Here is a 19903-nt window from a genome sequence, read left to right on the forward strand (position 1 = left end):
CCCGGTCAAAATGCTCATTTACCCCTTGTAAACTGCGCTTTTTCGCCGGTTTTTGCCTTGCGCTGGCTGCCTCGTCTACGTTTTTTAAGGCGCCCTCAAGTTGGCGTAAGGCCGTGGCGCCGCGCCTCACTGGGCGTGCGTTGGTAGCGGGCCTTGAAGGCCCGGGCGAAGTGCGCCTGGCTGGCAAAGCCATGGCGATAGGCGATCTCACTGATATCCAGCGCAGCCCCCTGGGGGCTGCACAGCAGTTGGTGAGCCTGTTGCAGGCGCTTCTCCAGGATGAAGCGGCTGGGCACCCACTCCTCCAGGGCGAACAACCGGGCCAGGTGGCGCGGCGACACGCCGACCTGCGCCGCCACCCGCTCGCAACTCAACTCCGGGTCCGCCAGGTGCTCCTGGATGTACTGCTTGGCCGCCAGCAGGTAGGAGGCGCTCAGGGCGTTGATCGGCCGTTGCCCCACTTGCCCGGCGATCAGGCTGGCCAGCAGTTCGAAGGCCTGCTCCTGGTAGTCCTCGGCCGCACCGCACAAGGGCTGCTGGAAAAAAACCCGGGTGCGCTCGGCCAGGGTACGCAACAACAGGCGCTGGCCACCGCCCTGCCCGCCGATCTTCAACGGCTGGTCGAAGCGCCGCAGGCAACGGCGGGCGAACTGCTCCTGGGGAATATCGAAGATGAACTGGCGCATGGCGGCGGAAAAACCGAACAGGTAGGGCTTGTCGGTGCGATACACCACCAGCTCGCCCGGCTGCAGCAACTGGCAGGTGCCACCCTGGTAGAAGAACGAACCGCTGTCGGTGACCAGGGAGACGAAGATCGATTCCTTGGGCGCGCCACGGATCATCGAACGGTCACGCTCCACGACATGTTCATTGCCGACGATCCGCGCCAGGCGCATGGCGCTCAAGTGCAGGTTGTCCTGGCGGGCGGCGAAACCGCTCTCGGCGTAGGAGTTGCATTTGAGCCCCACCAGGGTGCTGGCGTTGTAGTCCTCCCAGAATGCCAGGCGCAGGTCCCGGTCGATGGCCTGGGTGCTGGCGTGGCGGGTTTCGAGCAAGGCGCATGGAGACATTGTTGTTCTTCTCATGGCAGCGGGATGTTTCCCGGACGGCAAGGCTCCGTCCAGGTACCTGAAGCCACGGAACCCGTGGCCTGCGGCCATTCATTAATATCTGAATGATTTGCCCTGTCAACTTCCCCCGCCCACTGGCAGCAGCCAGGGCGCAACCGTCCGAAACCGACAACAAAGCGGTCCGATCCGGACAAACCACCCGCCCCCGGCCGGCCTAGAGTCGTGCCGTCAGCCCCGCTGGCATTGCACCGACGACTCCACGACAACAAGAGAGACCGACCATGCCTGAAGCCGCCACCCGAGAGTTCTGGAAAGACCTGCAGCCCATCGCCAACTGCTTCAAGCCCGACGCCAAGCCCGAGGTCTACCTGCCCGACGCCGCCAGCGACGACCTGAGCCTGTACGTGCCCTTCACCGAGACCGTGTCTTCGCGCCCGCTGTGGATCTCCCCCAGCGAGAACCGCTGGTGCGACATCCTGATGGCCCGCAGCGCCGGGCTGGTCAACCGTCACTACCACCCCCACGAGGTCTTCGCCTACACCCTGTCCGGCAAGTGGGGCTACCTGGAGCACGATTGGACCGCCACCGCCGGCGACTTCGTCTACGAGACCCCAGGCGAAGGCCACACCCTGGTGGCCTACGAACACGAGCAGCCGATGCGGGTGTTCTTCATCGTCAAGGGCCCGCTGATCTGGCTCGACGAACAGGGCGAGCCCGACGGCTACTTCGACGTGCACTCCTACATCGCCCTGTGCCGTGCGCACTACGAAAAGAACGGCCTGGGCGCGGCCCATATCGACACCCTGTTTCGCTGATCACGGCCTCAACCTGCGTGCGGAGAATCACCATGGCTTATAAAAACAACAAGGCCAGCTACGAGAACACCTTGCTGGGGGTGCTGTTCCTGACCTTCGGCTTCGTATTTTTCGACCGCCTGGCGCTGTCCTTCCTGTTCCCCTTCATGGCCGACGAGTTGCAACTGGGCAACCGCCACCTGGGCTTGCTGTCCTCGGTGCTGGCCCTGGCTTGGGCAGTATCCGGGGCGCTGGTAGGGGCCTGGTCGGACCGCCGGGGCCGGCGCAAGCCGCTCTTGATCGTCGCGGTGCTGTTGTTCTCGCTGTGTTCGGCGCTGTCGGGGCTGGTCACCGGCTTCCTCAGCCTGCTGCTGTTTCGCGCCATCATGGGCCTGGCCGAAGGGCCGATCCTGCCACTGTCGCAATCGCTGATGGTGGAAGCTTCCTCACCCCACCGCCGGGGCCTGAATATGGGCCTGCTGCAAGGCTCGGCCGCCGGTTTGCTGGGGGCGGTGATCGGCCCGCCGGTCCTGGTGGCCCTGGCCGAGGCCTACGGCTGGCGCCATGCGTTCATCATCTCGCTGGTGCCCGGCTTGCTGATCGCCCTGCTGATCTGGCGTTACGTCCAGCCGGATGCGCCCAGCCGCGCAGCGCCCATGCAGGGCCCCAGCGGCAACGGCGTCAGCCGGCTGGCGCTGCTCAAGAGCCGCAACATCCTGCTGTGCACCCTGATCAGCTGCTTCTTCCTGACCTGGTTCATTGTGTTGATCTCCTTCACCCCGACCTTCCTGGTCAAGGTCCGCGACTACAGCCCGGCCAGCATGGGCACGGTGATGAGTTGCCTGGGCGGTGCCTGGGTGCTCTGGGGGTTTGGCGTACCGGCGATTTCCGACCGCATCGGCCGGCGCCCGACCCTGGTGCTGTTCTCGCTGGTGGCGGCCTGCTGTCCCCTGGCCCTGCTCTTTGCGCCCACGCCGTGGCTGCTGGGCGTGCTGATGCTGCTGACCTACACCGGGCTGGGCTGCTTCACCCTGTTCATGGCCACCATTCCGGCGGAGACCGTGCCCCGGGAAGTCATGGCCACGGCCCTGGGGCTGATCATGGGCATCGGTGAGCTGGTGGGCGGTTTCGTCGCCCCGACCCTCGCCGGTTTCGCCGCCGACCGCTTCGGTTTGTCGATCGTCATGTGGATGTCCTGCGCCGGCGCGCTGCTGGCCGCGGCCCTGGCCCTGCTGCTCAAGGAGACCGCGCCGGCGGTGCTGGCCCGGCGCCAGGCCGCGAACCTCCACTCACCGACCCTGCAAGGAGACCGCCCATGAAAGCACTGCGTTGGCATGCTGCCCGCGACCTGCGCCTGAGCCAGGTACAACTGCGCCAGCCCGGCCTTGGCCAGGTGCTGCTGCAAGTCGCCTATTGCGGCATCTGCGGCAGCGACCTGCACGAATACGCCAATGGCCCGCATTCCATCCCCCAGCAGCAGGCGCATCCGCTGTCCGGTTGCCGGGCCCCCTTGACCCTGGGCCACGAGTTCTGCGGCCAGGTGCTGGCCCTGGGCCCCGGAGTCGATCCCGGGCTGCTCGGCCAGCGGGTGGTGGTGGAGCCGGAATACCGTTGCGGCCAATGCCAGTATTGCCAGGCGGGCCAGTACAACCTCTGTGAGTCCATGGGTTTCATCGGCCTGATGGGCGACGGCGGTTTTGCCGAACAGGCGCTGGTGCCGGCCTACATGCTGCACCGGCTGCCCGATAGCGTCAGTTTCCGCCAGGCGGCGTTGCTGGAACCGGCGGCCGTGGCCTGCCATGCCTTGAACCAGAGCAGCCTGCAACCCGGCGCCAGTTGCGCGGTGTTCGGCCTGGGGCCCATCGGCCTGCTACTGGTACTGCTGGCCCGGCTCCGGGGGGTGGAGCGCATCTATGCCGTAGACCTGGACCCCGGGCGCCGGCAATTGGCCCTGGAACTGGGCGCCACCCAGGCCCTGGATGGCGCGGCGCCCGACTTGCGCCAGCGCCTGCGGCAGTTGAGCGATGGCGGGCTGGACAGCGCCTTCGAGGCGGCCGGTAGCCAGCAGACCCTGGACCATGCCCTGCACAGCCTGCGCAAAGGCGGCGAAGCGGTGCTGGTGGGGCTGATGGGCCAGGTGCAATTCGATGCCTTCCACCTGGTCAACAACGAGCTGCGCCTGCTGGGCAGCGTCGGCTACCGCGACGTCTATCCGCAGTTGCTGGAGCTGCTGGCCAGCAAGGACCTGGACCTGTCGCGACTGGTCAGCCGCTGCCTGTCCCTGGAGCAGGCGGTAACGGAGGGTTTCGAGGTCCTGCTGCAGGACAAGCGCCAGATCAAGGTGCTGGTCAACCCCAGCCCGGCCCTGGCCGAAGCCTGATCGAGGCGCTGTTCATCACTCACCACAAGAACAACAACAAACGAGTACCCGACATGAATGCCACCCATGCACTCGGCCCGCTGCTGGCCGCCCTGCTGTTGCCCCTGCCCGGCCTTGCCGCTACCGCCAGCGAGCCGCGCAGCGGACCGCTGGCCGGCCTGGGCGACTACCTGGCCGGACAGGGCATCACCCCGCATCTCCAGTTCCTCAGCCTGTCGATGAAAAACCTCGACACCGGCCCCCGGCCCCACAGTTTCGGCAACAGCGGCGACCTGTTCGTCGGGGCCGATATCGACCTTGCAACCTTCGCCGGCCTGGACGGGGCGGCCCTGCATGTCGAGCAGACGCTGTTCATCCTCGACCAGGGGACCGGCGTGCCCACCTCGCGCAACTGGCAAGGGGCCGCCGGCAGCTACTTCGGCGGCGCGCCGATCCACAACGACCTGACCAGCAACCAGTTGAGCCTGTTGACCTACCAGCAAACCTGGCTCGACGGCCAGGTCGACCTGAGCCTGGGGCGGACCAACGCCCGGCGCTACTTCTACATCTACAACTGCGAGAGCACGGTGACCTGTAACGACCCGATCATCGAGGCCTCCACCGGTATCCTGCCGCCACCCTACGGGGCCTGGGGCGGCTACCTGAAGTACCAGGTGACGCCGCAGTGGTACCTGCATGGCGGCGCCTTCGAATCCAACCCGGTGGACTACCTCAAGCATCGCCAGGGCCTGGACTTCAGTACTGACGATGCCAGCGGCACCAGCCTGTTGCTGGGCCTCGGCAGCCAGCGGCAGGACGGCTATGGTTTTCACTACGAGCTCAACGGCTACTACAACACCTCCAAGCAGGAAGATCCGCTGACCGGCGCCACCGCCTTCGGCAGCGCTGGTGCCTTCTTCAAGTTCCAGCAGGCCGTGTGGCGCGCCGACGGCGGATCAGGCAGTGCGCCACAGGCCCTGCTGCTGTTCGGCTCACTGTCGGCGGCGGCCGATGCCAAGCAACCTTTCAGCCACTTCGCCGAGGCCGGCCTGACCTATCTCGCGCCCTTCGACCGCCCGCAAGACAAGCTCAACTTCAAGGCCAGCTACCTGCGCCTGAACGATCACCAGCTGCGCTTCCAACAGCAGGCACGGATCGCCAACGACGGCGACCCGCGCCTGGGCCGGCGCAATGTCTATGCCCTGGAAGCCAACGCGAACATCGCCCTGACCCGGCAGCTGACCCTGGAGCCAAGCGTCCAGTACTTGATCAACCCGGACAATTTCTACAACCCCGAAGCCCGTGAGCTGAGCGGCAACGGCTTTGTCGTCGGCCTGCAAGTGAGCCTGGACGTCGGCTCGCTGCTGGGGTTGTGAGATGGATTTCCCCGACTGCCCACGAGGTTACCGCCATGCCTGAAACTCCACCCCACAGCTACGACTACATCGTGGTCGGCGCCGGCTCCGCCGGTTGCGTGCTGGCCAACCGACTGTCCGCCGACCCCAGCCTCAAGGTGTGCCTGATCGAAGCCGGCCCCAGCGACCGCAGCCTGCTACCGGGCGCCTACATACGCACACCGGCGGGCATCATCCGCCTGATCGCCAACCCGCGCTGGAACTGGCTGCATGCCTTCAGCGCCCAGGCCACCAGCGGCGGGCGCCCGATCCCCTGCCCCCGGGGCCGGGTCTGGGGCGGCTCCAGCGCCATCAACGGCATGATCTACATCCGTGGCCATCGCCACGACTACGACCAGTGGGCCGCCGCCGGCAACCAGGGCTGGAGTCATGACGAGCTGCTGCCCTACTTCAAGCGCTCGGAACACTTCGAGCCAGGGGATGCGCCCTGGCATGGCCGCGGCGGCGAACTCAACGTCGCCGAGCAACGCAGCCCCAGTCCGGTGAACCGGGTGTTCTTCGAAGCCGCCACGGAATTGGGCTGGAGCTATAACCCGGACTTCAACGGACCGGAACAGGAGGGTTTCGGTCCTTTTCACGTTACCCAGGTCAACGGCGAACGCTGCAGCTCGGCCCGCGCATTCCTGCACCCGATTCTGCAGCGGCCGAACCTGACCGTGCTCAGTTCCACCCTGACCCACCGTGTAGTGCTGGAGGGTAAACGCGCCACCGGCGTGGAAGTCAGCCAGGATGGCCAGGCACGCCAGCTATTGGCGCGGCGCGAGGTGATTCTCTGCGCCGGCGCGATCAACTCGCCGCAACTGTTGTTGCTCTCGGGGATCGGGCCTGCCGAGGAACTGCAGCGCCATGGCATCGCCCAGCGCCATGCCCTGCCCGGGGTCGGTCATAACCTGCAGGACCACCAGGACATTGTGTTGATGTACCGCTGCCGTCCCGAATTGAGCTACGGCCTGTCGCCCCGGGGCCTGCTACCCCTGGCCCTTTCGCCGTGGCAATACCTGGCCCGGCGCCGGGGGCCGTTGACGTCCAACACCGTGGAGTCCGGGGCCTTCTTGCGCCTGGACCCGGACTCGCCGGTGCCGGAGCTGGGCCTGATCGTCGCCCCGGCATTGAAGAACCAGCCCCAACGCCTGGTGCCGGTCGGCCATGGCATCAGCCTGCACGTGGCGGTAATGCACCCACAGAGCCGTGGCCGGGTGCGCCTCAACTCGGCCGACCCGCAGGCCAAGCCGCTGATCGAGGCCAACTTCCTCAGCCACCCGGAGGACATGCACAAGCTGGTGGAGGGCCTGCGCCTGGTGCGCCGGCTGGCGGCGACCCGGGCCTTCGCCCAACACCTGCAGGACGAGCTGGTGCCCGGGCCGCAGGTGCAGAGCCAGGAACAGATCGAGCAGTGGATCCGCCACAACCTGGGCACGGTGTTCCACCCGGTGGGCAGCTGCAAGATGGGCCATGACGAATGGGCGGTGGTGGACGACCAGTTGCGGGTCCATGGCCTGCAGGGGCTGCGGGTGGCGGACGCCTCGATCATGCCGCAGCTGATCACCGGCAACACCAACGCCGCAGCGATCATGATCGGCGAGAAGGCCGCCGACCTGGTGCTGGCCAGTGCGCGGGCGCAAGCGAGCCTCGTGCCCCAGGGTGAGGCTTGCACCTGATGCCGGGCTCAGGAGCGCTTCGGCGCCTCGGCGCTCCAGAGCACCGGCCATTGGTTGTAACCCAGGCCGCTGCAGTTGGGCATGCGCCGGTAGTCGGTGAGCTGGAAGGCCTGGCCGTCGAAGTGCCAACTGGCCATTTCACCGCAGTCGCCTATGCCGCGCCCCATCAGGTAGCTGCTGAGCAGGCCGGTCTCGGGGTCATAGTTGAGGCCACCGGCATGATCGACACTGCCCGCCGGCAACGCCTGTATCTGCAGGGCTTGCAGCCCGTATGGCGCGCTCCGCGAGCGGCTGCTGATATCGAATAGGCAGGTGTAGGCGCCACAGTCGGAGAACTCGAACACCAGCGCCTGCTGCTCGGTCAAGGGATAGACCTCGATCCTCGGCGGCATGACGTAGTCGTCATCTTCTTCGGCCTTCGGCGCCGGCAATGCCGCCTGCACCGCCGCCAGCAGCCCGGCCCGTTCCTGAGCGCCAAGGGGCGTCACCCCCGGATAGGGACGCAATGCCCGGGGCGGCTGGACCCGGGGCACCGAGTTCGCTGGCTGCTCGCCGGGTGCGGCCAGGGCACTGACCGTGTCCTGGCGGTGCTGGACCTGGTCCACCCGGTGCAGCAAGTGCGGCAGAGCCGTCAGGAGCACCTGGGCCGGTTCCTCGCCCGGCAGCTCCAGCACGTGGCCGGCCTGCAGCCGCGCCAGCCACTGACGGGCCAGGGCCTGATCGTCAACCCGGTAGTACTGCTGCTCGCGGGTGCTGTCGGGGGGTTCCGGCTCCAGGACCAGGGCTGCCAGCAAGCCGGGCTCCAGCGGCTGGCCATCCAGGCGCAGCGCCTGCAGATCGAATGGCGCCCCCTGGTGTTCCAGTTGCAGTTGCACCCGCCCCTCGGGGCCGGCCTGGCTGCGGATGATCAGCGTCAGGTGGTTGACCTGCTCGGCAAACTCGATGTTCGGCACATAGAGCAGTTGGCAATCGCGGCGGTTGTCGCACGCGCTGATCCAGCCCTTCTGCTGCTGCCACAACGGCGTCAGCTCGGGCAGCTCCCGGGCCTGGCAGGCCATGGCGCCAAGCATCAGCAGGGACAACGCAACGGGACGCAGCATGACGACGCTCCTTGTCGGAAAAGGCGCGGATTCTGCCACGCTCGCCAGGTTTCGAATACCACTGGCAAGGCCTGCGGGTGGCGCCAGCCCACCCAGCCCGGCGGCTGTACTCAGTGACCCGGCACAGGCGACGTGACCAGCCCCTGGCGCGCCCGATACTCGCCCGGAGCGGCCTTGGCATAACGCTGGAAGAACCGGCTGAAATAGGCCGGGTCCTTGAACCCCAGCTGGTAGCAGATTTCGTTGGCCGAGCTGCCGGTGAACAGCAACAGGCGCTTGGCTTCCTGCATCAGGCGTTCGTACACCAAGTGCTTGGACGGCAAGTCGGCGATGCGCCGGCAGACATCGTTGAGCCGCGCCTCGGTCACCCCGATCTGCCCGGCATAGCGCCCCAGGGGCCAGTGTTCCAGGTAGTGCGCCTCGATCAGCTCGTTGAAGCGATGGAAGATCTGCAGGTCTTCGTGGCGCGCCGGGCGGGCTTCCAGGGAGTTGGCCGAGAGCCGCAGCAGGCTGATCAGCAGCAACCGGGTCAAGGCTTGCAGCGCCGGCTCGCGCCCGGCCCCCTGCCCGTCAATCTCCTGCTGCAACTCATGGAACAGGCACTCCAGGCGCCGCACCTCGCCAGCGAACCCGGCACCGAGCCGGCCCAGGGCCACGCACGCCGGCGGCATCTGGGGAGCCGGGGCCAGAGCCGGGTCCGCGCCGATCAACTCCCATACCAGTTGTTGGCGCACCGTGAGTACATGGCCCTCGGCATCGGCCTCGGTAACGAAGGCGTGGGCGATGGTCGGCGGCGTGAGGAAGAACATCGGCCCGGACTCCAGGTATTGCCGGTCGTCCAGGTAGACCCGCACCGCGCCACTTTGCACGTAGTGCACCTGGAAGAATCGGTCATGGCGGTGCACCGGCATGTTGCGGCCGAAAAAACCGGCCAGGTTGCTCAGCTTGTCGTAGTGCACCTGGGCATCGGCGTAACGCTGGTCGTAGACCTGGCCGATGTTGATGTTGGGGATCGGTTGGCGTGGGTGCATGGTGCCCCTCTCTTGTTGTTTTCAGCACGCGGGCCTGGGCCATCCTGGGTGATTCGCCACTTGCCCGCCAGGGTGTGACACAACAGGCAAGACAGCTGCTTGACGATCGTTAACATATTAAATATAACGTTAACACATTAACGAATTCACCCCGCGACCGGCAAGCGCCGCACGGGCCCCGAGACCCGCAACCAGGAGACGCTCGATGAGCCGAGCCTTGAACGACCACGCTGGCGGCACCCTGTTCGGCGTGGCGCTGAACTACCAGGGGTTGCTGCACGAGCACCTAGAGCGCTTCAGCCAGCCGCCCTACCAGAAGCCACCGGTGAAGCCGGTGCTGTTCATCAAGACCCCTAACACCCGCAACCAGCACGACGGTGCTGTCGAGCATCCGGCCGGCGAACGCCTGCAACCGGGCCCGGCCCTGGCCGTGGTAATCGGCAAGCGCGCCAGCCGGGTCAGCGAGGCCCAGGCTCTGGAGCACGTGGCCGGTTACACCATCGCCAATGAATTCAGCCTGCCGGAGGACAGCTACTACCGCCCGGCGGTCAAGGCCAAGTGCCGCGATGGCTTCTGCGCCCTGGGCCCGGTCCTGGTGCCGGTCGCCGAGGTCGCCGACCCGCAGGCGCTGACCATCAAGCTGCTGGTCAATGGCCGGGTGGTGCAGGAAAACACCACCGCCAACCAGGTCCGCAGCGTGGCCCGGCTGATCGCCGAGCTCAGCGAATTCATGACCCTGGACGTCGGCGATGTGCTGCTCACCGGTACCCCCGAAGGCCGGGTCGATGTGCAGCCCGGTGATCGGGTCGATATCGAGATCAGCGGCCTGGGCCGCCTCACCAACCACATCGTCGCGCCACAGGAGGCTCGCCCATGAAACACGCCCGCATCCTGTTCGAAGGAAAGGCTCACAAGGTCCAGGTCGACGACCAGCACAACGTGCGCCTGGCCGATGGCCGCGTGCTGGGTGAGCAACAGGTCACCTGGCTGCCGCCCGCCACCGGCAACATGTTCGCCCTGGGCCTGAACTATGCCGACCACGCCCGCGAACTGGCCTTCACCCCGCCCACCGAGCCCCTGGCGTTCATCAAGTCGCCGGGCACCTACACCGGCCACAACCAGCGGACCTGGCGCCCGGATGGGGTGGCCTACATGCACTACGAGTGCGAGCTGGTGGCGGTCATCGGCAAGCCGGCGAAGAACGTCAAGCGCGAGGACGCCCTCGACTACCTGGCCGGCTACACGGTGTGCAACGACTACGCCATCCGCGACTACCTGGAAAACTACTACCGCCCCAACCTGCGGGTGAAGAACCGCGATGCCACCACCCCGGTGGGCCCCTGGATCGTCGACGTCAGCGACGTACCCGATCCCGGCAACCTGAAGCTGCGCACCTGGATCAACGGCGAGCTGAAGCAGGAAGGCAGCACTGCGGACATGATCTTCGACATTCCCTACCTGATCGAATACTTCTCCAGCTTCATGACCCTGCAACCGGGCGACATGATCGCCACCGGCACCCCCGAGGGCCTGGCCGACGTGGTGCCCGGCGATGAAGTGGTGGTGGAAGTGCAAGGCGTGGGGCGCCTGGTCAACCGAATCGTCAGCGAAGCCGAGTTCTTCGCCCATCCAGCACAAGGGGCAACAGCATGATCAAGCATTGGATCGACGGCCGCGAAGTCGAAAGCCGCGACACCTTCGTCAACTACAACCCGGCCACCGGCGAGGCCATCGGCGAAGTCGCCAGCGGCGGCGCCGAGGAAGTGGCCCGTGCAGTGGCCGCGGCCAAGGAAGCGTTCCCGAAATGGGCCAATACCCCGGCCAAGGAACGCGCACGCCTGATGCGCCGCCTGGGAGAGCTGATCGACCAGAACGTGCCACAACTGGCGGAGCTGGAGACCCTGGACACCGGCCTGCCGATCCACCAGACGCGCAACGTGCTGATTCCCCGGGCCTCGCACAACTTCGACTTCTTCGCCGAGGTCTGCACCCGCATGGATGGCCACAGCTACCCGGTGGACGACCAGATGCTCAACTACACCCTGTACCAGCCGGTGGGGGTCTGCGCCCTGGTGTCGCCGTGGAACGTGCCGTTCATGACCGCCACCTGGAAGACCGCGCCCTGCCTGGCCCTGGGCAACACTGCGGTGCTGAAGATGAGCGAACTGTCGCCGCTGACCGCCAATGAACTGGGACGCCTGGCAGTCGAGGCCGGCATCCCCAACGGCGTGCTCAACGTGATCCAGGGCTATGGCGCCACCGCCGGCGATGCCCTGGTGCGCCACCCGGATGTGCGCGCCATTTCCTTCACTGGCGGCACTGCCACCGGCAAGAAGATCATGCAGACCGCGGGCCTGAAGAAGTACTCCATGGAACTGGGGGGCAAATCGCCGGTGCTGATCTTCGAGGATGCCGACCTGGAACGGGCCCTGGACGCCGCGCTGTTCACCATCTTCTCGCTCAATGGCGAGCGCTGCACCGCCGGCAGCCGGATCTTCATCCAGCAAAGCGTGTACCCGCAGTTCGTCAAGGAGTTCGCGGCACGGGCCAAGCGCCTGATCGTCGGTGACCCGACGGACCCCAAGACCCAGGTCGGCTCGATGATCACCCAGCAGCACTACGACAAGGTCACCGGCTACATCCGCATCGGCATCGAGGAAGGCGCGACCCTGCTGGCCGGTGGCCTGGAGCGGCCGGCCGGCCTACCGGCGCACCTGTCGCGCGGGCAGTTCATCCAGCCCACGGTGTTCGCCGACGTGGACAACAAGATGCGCATCGCCCAGGAAGAGATCTTCGGCCCGGTGGTGTGCCTGATCCCGTTCAAGGACGAAGCCGAGGCCCTGGCCCTGGCCAACGACACCGAGTACGGCCTGGCGTCCTACATCTGGACCCAGGACATCGGCAAGGCCCACCGCCTGGCCCGGGGGATCGAGGCCGGCATGGTGTTCATCAACAGCCAGAACGTGCGCGACCTGCGCCAGCCATTCGGCGGCGTCAAGGGCTCGGGCACCGGGCGCGAAGGGGGTGAATACAGCTTCGAGGTGTTCGCCGAGATCAAGAACGTCTGCCTCTCCATGGGCAGCCACCACATCCCGCGCTGGGGCGTGTAACAGGCCGTTGAAAAACTACCTGCGTTGCCATCGCTGCGTTGAAAACAGGCTGGTGCGCCAGCCCGGTCAAAATGCTCATTTACCACTTGTAAACTGCGCTTTTTCACCTGTTTTCGCCTTGCGCTGGCTGCCTCGCCTACGTTTTTTCAACGGTCTGGTAAGGTTCAGGACCGTCCCGGATCCCCCCAACAATAAGATGTTTCAGGAGAAGCACCATGGGCGAAGTCGTCATGGCCGCCAAGGTCTGCCACGTTCCATCGATGTACCTGTCCGAGTTGCCGGGCAAGCACCACGGCTGCCGCGAGTCGGCCATCGCCGGGCACAAGGAAATCGCTCGCCGGGCCCGGGCCCTGGGCGCCGACACCGCGGTGGTGTTCGATGTGCACTGGCTGGTCAACAGCGGCTACCACATCAATTGCGGCGAGGTGTTCAACGGCACCTACACCAGCAACGAGCTGCCGCATTTCATCAAGAACATGACCTACGACTACCCGGGCTGCCCGGCGCTGGGGGAGTTGATCGCCGCCGAGGCCAACGCCGCCGACGTGCGCACCCTGGCCCATAACATCCCCAGCCTGGAGCTGGAGTACGGGACCCTGGTGCCCATGCGCTACATGCACATGGACGTGCCCGCCGCCGAGCATTTCCAGGTGGTGTCCATCGCCGCCTGGTGCGCCTGGCACAAGCTGGCCGACAGCTTCACCTTCGGCGCCGCCGTGCGCCGGGCCATCGAGAAGAGCGACCGCAAGGTCCTGGTGCTGGCCTCCGGCTCCCTGTCCCACCGGTTTTCCGATGACCGCGAGGCCGAGGCCAACATCCACAACTGGACCCGGGAATTCGACAAACAGGTCGACCAGCGCGTGGTGGAGTTGTGGCAGCAGGGCCGCTTCCGCGAGTTCTGCGCGATGCTCCCCGACTACGCCGAGCACTGCTATGGCGAAGGCAAGATGCACGACACGGCGATGCTCCTCGGGCTGCTGGGCGGCCCCGAGTACAACCGCCCGGCCGAGATCGTCACGCCGCTGTTCGGCAGCTCCGGCACCGGCCAGATCAACGCCATTTTTCCGTTGTGAAGGCAGCGACAAGCTTCTAGCTACGAGCTGCAAGAAAACGCCAAGAGCAGCGGTGAGCCGCGAGCCCCAGCCACAGGAGATCCCTCTTGCAGCTTGCGGCTTGCCACTTGCCGCTGCCTCCAAAGGAGGTTCCCGTGCCGCATTTCATCGCTGAATACACCGACAACATCGAAGCCCAGGCCGATCTGCCGGGGCTGTTCGAAAAGGTCCACGACTACCTGGGCGCCAGTGGCGTGTTCCCCCTGGGTGGCATCCGCAGCCGCGGGGTGCGCCTGGACACCTGGCGCATGGCCGACGGCAAGCATGACTACGCCTTCGTCCATATGCGCCTGCAAGTGGGGGCCGGGCGCGACCTTGAAACCCGGCGCCAGGTGGCCGAGGGCCTGTTCGAGATCATCAAGGCGCACTTCGCCCAATTGCAGGCCCAGCGCTTGCTGGCCCTGTCGTTCGAGATGAGCGAGCTGGAGGCCGAGCTCAACTTCAAGCACAACAACGTCCACGCCTTCCTCAAGTCGCTGTAGCCGCCGTAACCCGCGGCTTGCGCAACCCACAAGAACAACAACGAGGCCACGCCCATGTCCCGCCCTGCCATTGCCCAGGCCCCGCTGGCCGAGGCCAACGATTGCTATCGCAAGATCACCTGGCGCCTGATGCCATTGCTGTTCGTCTGCTACATCTTCGCCCACCTGGATCGGATCAACATCGGCTTCGCCAAGTTGCAGATGACCCAGGACCTGGGCTTCAGCGACAGCGTCTACGGCCTGGGCGCCGGGTTGTTCTTCATCGCCTACGCGCTGTTCGGCGTTCCCAGCAACCTGGCCCTGGAGCGGGTCGGGCCACGGCGCTGGATCGCCCTGCTGATGCTGGTCTGGGGGCTGTTGTCCAGCGCCTTGATGCTGGTCCAGGACGCCTGGGGCTTCTATGTACTGCGCTTCTTGCTGGGGGTGGCCGAGGCCGGCTTCTTTCCCGGCATCCTGGTGCTGCTCAACCGCTGGTTCCCGGCCGACCGCCGTGGCCAGGCCACCGCGCTGTTCGCCATCGCCGTGCCCATGGCCGGGGTCCTGGGCGGCCCGCTGTCGGGCTGGATCCTGGAGAACTTCCATGACCGGGGCGGCTTGCGCGGCTGGCAATGGATGTTTTTGATCGAGGGCCTGCCGGTGGTGCTGCTCGGGCTGCTGGTGCTCAAGGCATTGCCGGACAGCATCGACCAGGCCACGTGGCTCAGCGCCGCGCAAAAGACCTGGTTGCACAAGGCCCAGCAGCAAGAGGAGCAGCGCAAATCCATCAACCGCTTCAGCGACATTCTCAAGGACCGCCACGCCTGGCTGTTGGTGGGCATCTATTTCGCGGTGATGCTGGCGGTCAACACCATCGCCTTCTGGATGCCGACCCTGATCCACCACTCCGGCGTGGCCGGGGACAGCGACGTCGGCCTGCTCAGCGCCCTGCCCTACCTGGCTGGCTGCCTGTTCATGCTGGCGGTCGGCCGCTCCTCGGACCGCCTGCGCGAACGCCGCTGGCACCTGGCCGTGCCGCTGCTGATGGCCTGCCTGGGTTTGGCGCTGACCGCCCTGGCGCCACAGAACCCCTGGCTGGTGATGTTCGGCCTGGTGGTGGCGGGCATGGGCGCCAGCGCCGCATTGCCGATGTTCTGGCAACTGCCACCGGCCTTTCTGGCCAGCAGTACCCAGGCGGCGGGCATCGCCCTGATCAGCTCCTTCGGCAGCGTCGCGGCCTTCCTCGCGCCTTACCTGATCGGCGTGGTGCGTGACGCCACCCAAAGCGCCAGCCTGGCGCTGTATGCCCTGGCCCTGCTGATCGCCCTGGGCGCCTGGCTGGTGCTCTGGGTACCGGCCCCTATCGTCAATCCACAAGAGAAATGAACATGCTCAGCCCCTCCGACATCCAACAGGCCGCGGCGCGCCTCGACGCCGCCGAACGCAGCCGCGAACAGATCGGCCAGCTGTCCCTGGAATACCCGGACATCCGCATCGAGGATGCCTATGCGATCCAGCGCAGCTGGGTGGAACGCAAGATCCGCGACGGTCGCCGGCTGGTGGGCCACAAGATCGGCCTCACCTCCCGGGCAATGCAAGTGTCGTCGAACATCAGCGAGCCGGACTTCGGCGCCCTGCTGGACGACATGCTGTTCGAGGAAGGCAGTGACATTCCCTTCCAGCGCTTCATCGTGCCGCGGGTCGAGGTGGAGCTGGCGTTCATCCTCGGCAAGCCCCTCAAGGGCCCCGGCTGCACCCTGTTCGATGTACTGGAAGCCACCGACTGGGTGATCCCGGCGCTGGAGATCATCGACGCGCGCATCCAGCAGGTAGACCCGCAGACCCAGGCCACGCGCAAGGTCTTCGATACCATTTCCGACAACGCCGCCAACGCCGGGGTGGTGATGGGTGGCCGGGCCGTGCGCCCCGGCGACGTGGACCTGCGCAAGGTGCCGGCGGTGCTGTACCGCAACGGTGTGATCGAAGAGTCCGGGGTCTCGGCCGCGGTGCTCAACCACCCGGCCAAGGGCGTGGCCTGGCTGGCCAACAAGCTGGCAGCCTACGACGTCGGCCTGGAAGCCGGGCAGATCATCCTTGGCGGCTCGTTCACCCGTCCGGTGGCCGCACGCCCGGGGGATGTATTCCACGTCGACTACGACCAACTGGGCAGCATCGCCTGCCGTTTCGTCTGAGGAGAACGCCATGGACATGCCGCAGAACCTGTTCAAGCAACGCCTGCAAGGCAGCGAGCCACAGATCGGCCTGTGGCTGGGCCTGGCCAATGCCTACTGCGCCGAGCTGGCGGCCAATGCCGGTTTCGACTGGCTGCTGCTGGACGGCGAGCACGCCCCCAACGACCTGCGCAGCTTGCTGGGGCAATTGCAGGCCATCGCCCCCTACGGCGCCCACGGCATCGTCCGCCCGCCGATCGGCGATACCGCGCTGATCAAGCAGTTGCTGGATATCGGTGCCCAGACCCTGTTGGTGCCCATGGTCGAAAGCGCGGCCCAGGCGCGCCAGCTGGTCAGCGCCATGCGTTATCCGCCCCAGGGCATTCGCGGGGTCGGCAGCGCCCTGGCCCGGGCCTCACGCTGGAACAGCATCCCCGGCTACCTGGACCAGGCCGACGAACACATGTGCCTGCTGGTGCAGATCGAGAACCTGGAGGGCTTGCGCAACCTGGACGAGATCGTCCGGGTCGAGGGGGTCGACGGGGTCTTCATCGGCCCGGCCGACCTGTCGGCGGCCATGGGTCATCGCGGCAATCCCGGACATCCCCAGGTGGTCGCGGCGATCGAGGACGCCATCCTGCGGGTGCGCCAGGCCGGCAAGGCCGCGGGCATCCTCAGTGCCGACCAGGGCCTGGCCCGGCGCTGCATCGAGCTGGGGGCCAACTTCGTCGCGGTGGGGGTCGATACCACGGTGCTGATGAAGGGCTTGCAGAACCTGGCCGGGCAATACAAGGCCCAGGACGCTCCCAGCAGCGAGGGTGGGGTCTACTGAGCGGGGCTTGCGCTAGCAGACCGTTGAAAATCTACCTGCGTTGCCATCGCTGCGTTGAAAACAAGCTGGTGCGCCAGCCCGGTCAAAATGCTCATTTACCACATGTAAATTGCGCTTTTTCGCCTGTTTTCGCCTTGCGCTGGCTGCCTCGCCTACATTTTTCAACGGCCTGTTAGACACTGGCCTGGCGGGTAGCGGCCAGGCGCCAGAGCCGGGCGATGTCCGCCGCCCGCTCGCGCAACAATCGCGGGGCCTCGGCGCAGGCCTGTTCCAGGCTCATGGGCCCGGAGGTCAGGGCGAAGGCCGCGTCCACGCCATGGGCATACATCTGCTGGTAGCCCTCGCCGAGGGTGCCGGCGATGACGATCACCGGCACCCCCTGCTGGCGAGCGATCCGTGCCACGCCGAAGGGCGTCTTGCCACGCAGGGTCTGGGCATCGAAGCGTCCTTCGCCAGTGATTACCAGGTCGGCGCCACGCACCGCCTGTTCCAGCCCTACCAGCTCGGCGACCACTTCCACCCCGGGGCGGAACCTCGCGCCGAGAAACGCCTTGGCGGCGAATCCCAGGCCACCGGCGGCGCCACTGCCGGGTTCGTCACGCACGTCCCTGGGCAGCACCTGGGCGCAGAGATCGGCAAAGTGCCCCAGTGCCTGGTCCAGGGCCTGGACCTGCTGCGCCGAGGCGCCCTTTTGCGGGCCGAAGATGGCCGAGGCCCCCTGCTCGCCACACAGTGGGTTGTTGACGTCGGCGGCGATCTCGAAACGCACCTGGGCCAGGCGCGGGTCCATGGCATCGAGCTCGATGCTGGCCAGGTCGGCCAGGGCCAGGCCACCCCGGGGCAGCACCTGGCCCCGACGGTCCAGCAGCTTGAGCCCCAGGGCTTGCAGGGCTCCAGCCCCGCCGTCGTTGGTGGCGCTGCCGCCGATGGCCAGGATGATGCGCTGGGCGCCGGCGTCCAGGGCCGCCTGGATCAATTCACCGGTACCGAAGGTGCTGCTGTGGCAGGCATCGCGCTGGCCTGGCGGCACCCGTTGCAGGCCACTGGCCTCGGCCATTTCGATGATCGCCGTGTGGCTCGATGCCAGCCAGCCCCAGCGAGCCTGCACTTCGCTACCCAGCGGGCCCTGGACCCGGGTGCTGCGCAGTTGCCCCTGGCATGCGGCGAGTACCGACTCCACCGTGCCCTCGCCACCATCGGCCATCGGGCACTGCAGCACCTGGGCTTCGGGCCAGGCCTCGACCAGCCCCTGGGCGATGGCCTGGGCCACGCCTTCGGCACTCAGGCTGTCCTTGAACGAGTCGGGGGCGATGATGATCTTCATGGGGCTATCTCCGGTTCTTGTGGCGCCATGCTGCCATTTGCCGCAGCGGCTGACGCCAGTCCGCTGCACAAGGACACAGGCACTTTATTGTTCATTGCTACAACCTGCGCAGTCGGGATGATGGGGCTGGGACCGGGGGCGCAGCACCCGTAATACCGGCACTGCCGTTATTCAGGAGGGAATTGGGAGGCGGGTTGCTGGGGCAGCAGTTGCACGGCCAGGTACAGCGAGAGCATGCCGTCCAGGCGTAAAGGGTCGACGCCACTGAGTTCAGTGATGCGCTCCATGCGATAGCGCAGGCTGTTACGGTGGATGCCCAAGGCATCGGCACAGGCCTGGCTCTGGCCGTCGTGGTCGCACCAACTGCGCAGGGTCGCGATCAACTGGCCATTGCTGTCCTTGGCCAGGACCTTGCGCAAGGGGCTGAGCAGCTCGTCCAGGGCATCGTCGTTGCGATGGCGCCAGAGCATGACCGGCAAGCGGTAGCGATCCAGGGTCAACACCCGGGTATCCGGCAGGATGTCGCGACCGTAGGCCAGCAGGCCGCCCACCCGGCGATAGCAGCGACGCAGCCCGGGCAGGCCATCGGCCTGCCCCCCCACGGCCACCCGAAGGATGCTCCAACCCTGGCTGGCGAGCTTTTCCAGCAACCGCGGGTTGTCCAGGCTCAGGGTCGCCGGTCGACACCAGAGCAGCGAGGTCTGCGCCGCGCTGACGCACCAGCTGTCCGGGTAACGCGACAGCAGCCAGGCACTGAGGGCTTCGACGTTCTGCCCCGGGGCGAGCTCGAACAGATAAGGCGTACGCGCCAGTTGTGGCTTGAGTCCCATTTGCCGGGCCTCATCCACCAGGCGCGGCGAGTCGCCCCCCTCGCCCAGCAGCAATGCCAGCAGATCGTCGCAACGTTGGCGCCGCCATTGCTGCTCGGCCTGCTGATGGCGCTGGCTCACCAGCATCTCGGCGGTCATGCGCACCAGCTCGGCATAGGTACGCAACAGCGCTGGATCGCCAGTGATGCCCAGCACGCCGATCAGGCGCTGGTCGTGCAACAACGGCAGGTTGATCCCCGGCTGCACGCCCTTGAGCCGGCATGCGGTAGGTTCGTCGATCTCCACCACCCGGCCGTTGGCCAGCACCAGTTGTGCGCCTTCGTGGCGGGTGTTGATACGTTCCGGCTCGCCGCTGCCCAGGATCAGGCCCTGGCTGTCCATGACATTGACGTTGTAAGGCAGGATGGCCATCGTGCGGTCGACGATGTCCTGGGCCAGGTCATGATCGAGTTCGAACATAGGGGGATGATCCTTGAGGCTGATGCGACTAAGACGGGATTGCAAACCGTACGGCGTTGTTCGCTGGCACAGGCCCTGAAACCATTCGCTGTGCGCCGGCACAAAGACAGCGGCACCGGGGTGGCCGAGACTCTCAGGGCGGTCAACGTTACCCTTGCACCGTGAAAAATCATAATAAAG

Annotated in this window: 18 protein-coding genes; 13 read left to right on the plus strand and 5 right to left on the minus strand. The window is 66.3% G+C overall.

The features are described 5' to 3' along the window. Positions 1–95: 95 nt before the first annotated feature. Positions 96–1070 (minus strand): AraC family transcriptional regulator, encoded by a 975-nt coding sequence (locus I9018_RS17795; protein ID WP_241107039.1) that lies wholly within the window; start codon positions 1068–1070, stop codon positions 96–98. Positions 1071–1351: 281 nt separating this feature from the next. Here I9018_RS17795 and I9018_RS17800 point away from each other — a divergent pair, with 281 nt between their 5' ends. The 5 genes from I9018_RS17800 to I9018_RS17820 are packed head-to-tail and all read left to right on the plus strand — an operon-like array spanning position 1352 to position 7296. Next, positions 1352–1885 (plus strand): 2,4'-dihydroxyacetophenone dioxygenase family protein, encoded by a 534-nt coding sequence (locus I9018_RS17800; protein WP_068588209.1) that lies wholly within the window; start codon positions 1352–1354, stop codon positions 1883–1885. Between the two features lie 32 nt (positions 1886–1917). Further along, complete coding sequence (locus I9018_RS17805) at positions 1918–3183, plus strand: MFS transporter (protein ID WP_068595965.1); 1266 nt, start codon at positions 1918–1920, stop codon at positions 3181–3183. After that, positions 3180–4244, plus strand: coding sequence for a 2,3-butanediol dehydrogenase (locus tag I9018_RS17810; RefSeq protein ID WP_241107040.1), 1065 nt, complete (start codon positions 3180–3182; stop codon positions 4242–4244). Before I9018_RS17805 ends, I9018_RS17810 begins: the two co-directional genes overlap by 4 nt. Before the next feature lie 53 nt (positions 4245–4297). Then, a complete protein-coding gene (locus I9018_RS17815; RefSeq protein WP_241107041.1) occupies positions 4298–5599 on the plus strand; it encodes a carbohydrate porin in 1302 nt (433 codons plus the stop codon). Positions 5600–5634: 35 nt separating this feature from the next. After that, a complete protein-coding gene (locus I9018_RS17820) occupies positions 5635–7296 on the plus strand; it encodes a choline dehydrogenase (RefSeq protein ID WP_241107042.1) in 1662 nt (553 codons plus the stop codon). Positions 7297–7304: 8 nt separating this feature from the next. Here I9018_RS17820 and I9018_RS17825 read toward each other — a convergent pair whose 3' ends face one another. Together I9018_RS17825 and hpaA are read right to left on the minus strand one after the other, a co-directional pair. Next, positions 7305–8396, minus strand: coding sequence for a DUF1176 domain-containing protein (locus tag I9018_RS17825; RefSeq protein WP_241107043.1), 1092 nt, complete (start codon positions 8394–8396; stop codon positions 7305–7307). A gap of 110 nt (positions 8397–8506) precedes the next feature. After that, entirely contained in the window at positions 8507–9427 is a 921-nt protein-coding gene (gene hpaA / locus I9018_RS17830) for a 4-hydroxyphenylacetate catabolism regulatory protein HpaA (protein WP_241107044.1), read from the minus strand. 205 nt (positions 9428–9632) lie between these two features. On the opposite strand from hpaA, the gene I9018_RS17835 reads away from it, so the two are divergent. The 8 genes from I9018_RS17835 to hpaI all read left to right on the plus strand — a co-directional run bounded on the left by I9018_RS17835 (position 9633) and on the right by hpaI (position 17110). After that, the gene (locus tag I9018_RS17835) at positions 9633–10304 is read left to right on the plus strand and encodes a fumarylacetoacetate hydrolase family protein (protein WP_241107046.1); all 672 of its coding nucleotides are present in this window, start codon (positions 9633–9635) and stop codon (positions 10302–10304) included. Continuing rightward, a complete protein-coding gene (locus I9018_RS17840; RefSeq protein ID WP_124347810.1) occupies positions 10301–11080 on the plus strand; it encodes a fumarylacetoacetate hydrolase family protein in 780 nt (259 codons plus the stop codon). The genes I9018_RS17835 and I9018_RS17840 overlap by 4 nt, the downstream gene beginning before the upstream one ends. Further along, entirely contained in the window at positions 11077–12537 is a 1461-nt protein-coding gene (gene hpaE / locus I9018_RS17845; protein ID WP_241107047.1) for a 5-carboxymethyl-2-hydroxymuconate semialdehyde dehydrogenase, read from the plus strand. Before I9018_RS17840 ends, hpaE begins: the two co-directional genes overlap by 4 nt. A 215-nt stretch (positions 12538–12752) precedes the next feature. Next, positions 12753–13610 (plus strand): 3,4-dihydroxyphenylacetate 2,3-dioxygenase, encoded by an 858-nt coding sequence (hpaD, locus tag I9018_RS17850; protein ID WP_241107048.1) that lies wholly within the window; start codon positions 12753–12755, stop codon positions 13608–13610. Positions 13611–13744: 134 nt separating this feature from the next. Beyond that, entirely contained in the window at positions 13745–14131 is a 387-nt protein-coding gene (locus I9018_RS17855; RefSeq protein ID WP_068588180.1) for a 5-carboxymethyl-2-hydroxymuconate Delta-isomerase, read from the plus strand. 54 nt (positions 14132–14185) lie between these two features. After that, positions 14186–15493, plus strand: coding sequence for an MFS transporter (locus I9018_RS17860; protein WP_241107049.1), 1308 nt, complete (start codon positions 14186–14188; stop codon positions 15491–15493). Positions 15494–15495: 2 nt separating this feature from the next. Beyond that, complete coding sequence (hpaH, locus tag I9018_RS17865) at positions 15496–16299, plus strand: 2-oxo-hept-4-ene-1,7-dioate hydratase (protein WP_068588175.1); 804 nt, start codon at positions 15496–15498, stop codon at positions 16297–16299. Positions 16300–16309: 10 nt separating this feature from the next. Further along, entirely contained in the window at positions 16310–17110 is an 801-nt protein-coding gene (hpaI, locus tag I9018_RS17870) for a 4-hydroxy-2-oxoheptanedioate aldolase (RefSeq protein ID WP_124347813.1), read from the plus strand. A 172-nt stretch (positions 17111–17282) separates the two neighbouring features. On the opposite strand, the gene I9018_RS17875 is transcribed toward hpaI, so the two are convergent. Continuing rightward, a complete protein-coding gene (locus I9018_RS17875) occupies positions 17283–18434 on the minus strand; it encodes a glycerate kinase (RefSeq protein ID WP_241107050.1) in 1152 nt (383 codons plus the stop codon). Positions 18435–18601: 167 nt separating this feature from the next. Then, on the minus strand, positions 18602–19723 hold the full coding sequence (locus I9018_RS17880; protein WP_241107051.1) for a sugar diacid recognition domain-containing protein: 1122 nt from the start codon (positions 19721–19723) through the stop codon (positions 18602–18604). Positions 19724–19903 lie beyond the last annotated feature (180 nt).

The organism is Pseudomonas sp. MPFS (assembly GCF_022537035.1).
Lineage (GTDB): Bacteria > Pseudomonadota > Gammaproteobacteria > Pseudomonadales > Pseudomonadaceae > Aquipseudomonas > Aquipseudomonas sessilinigenes.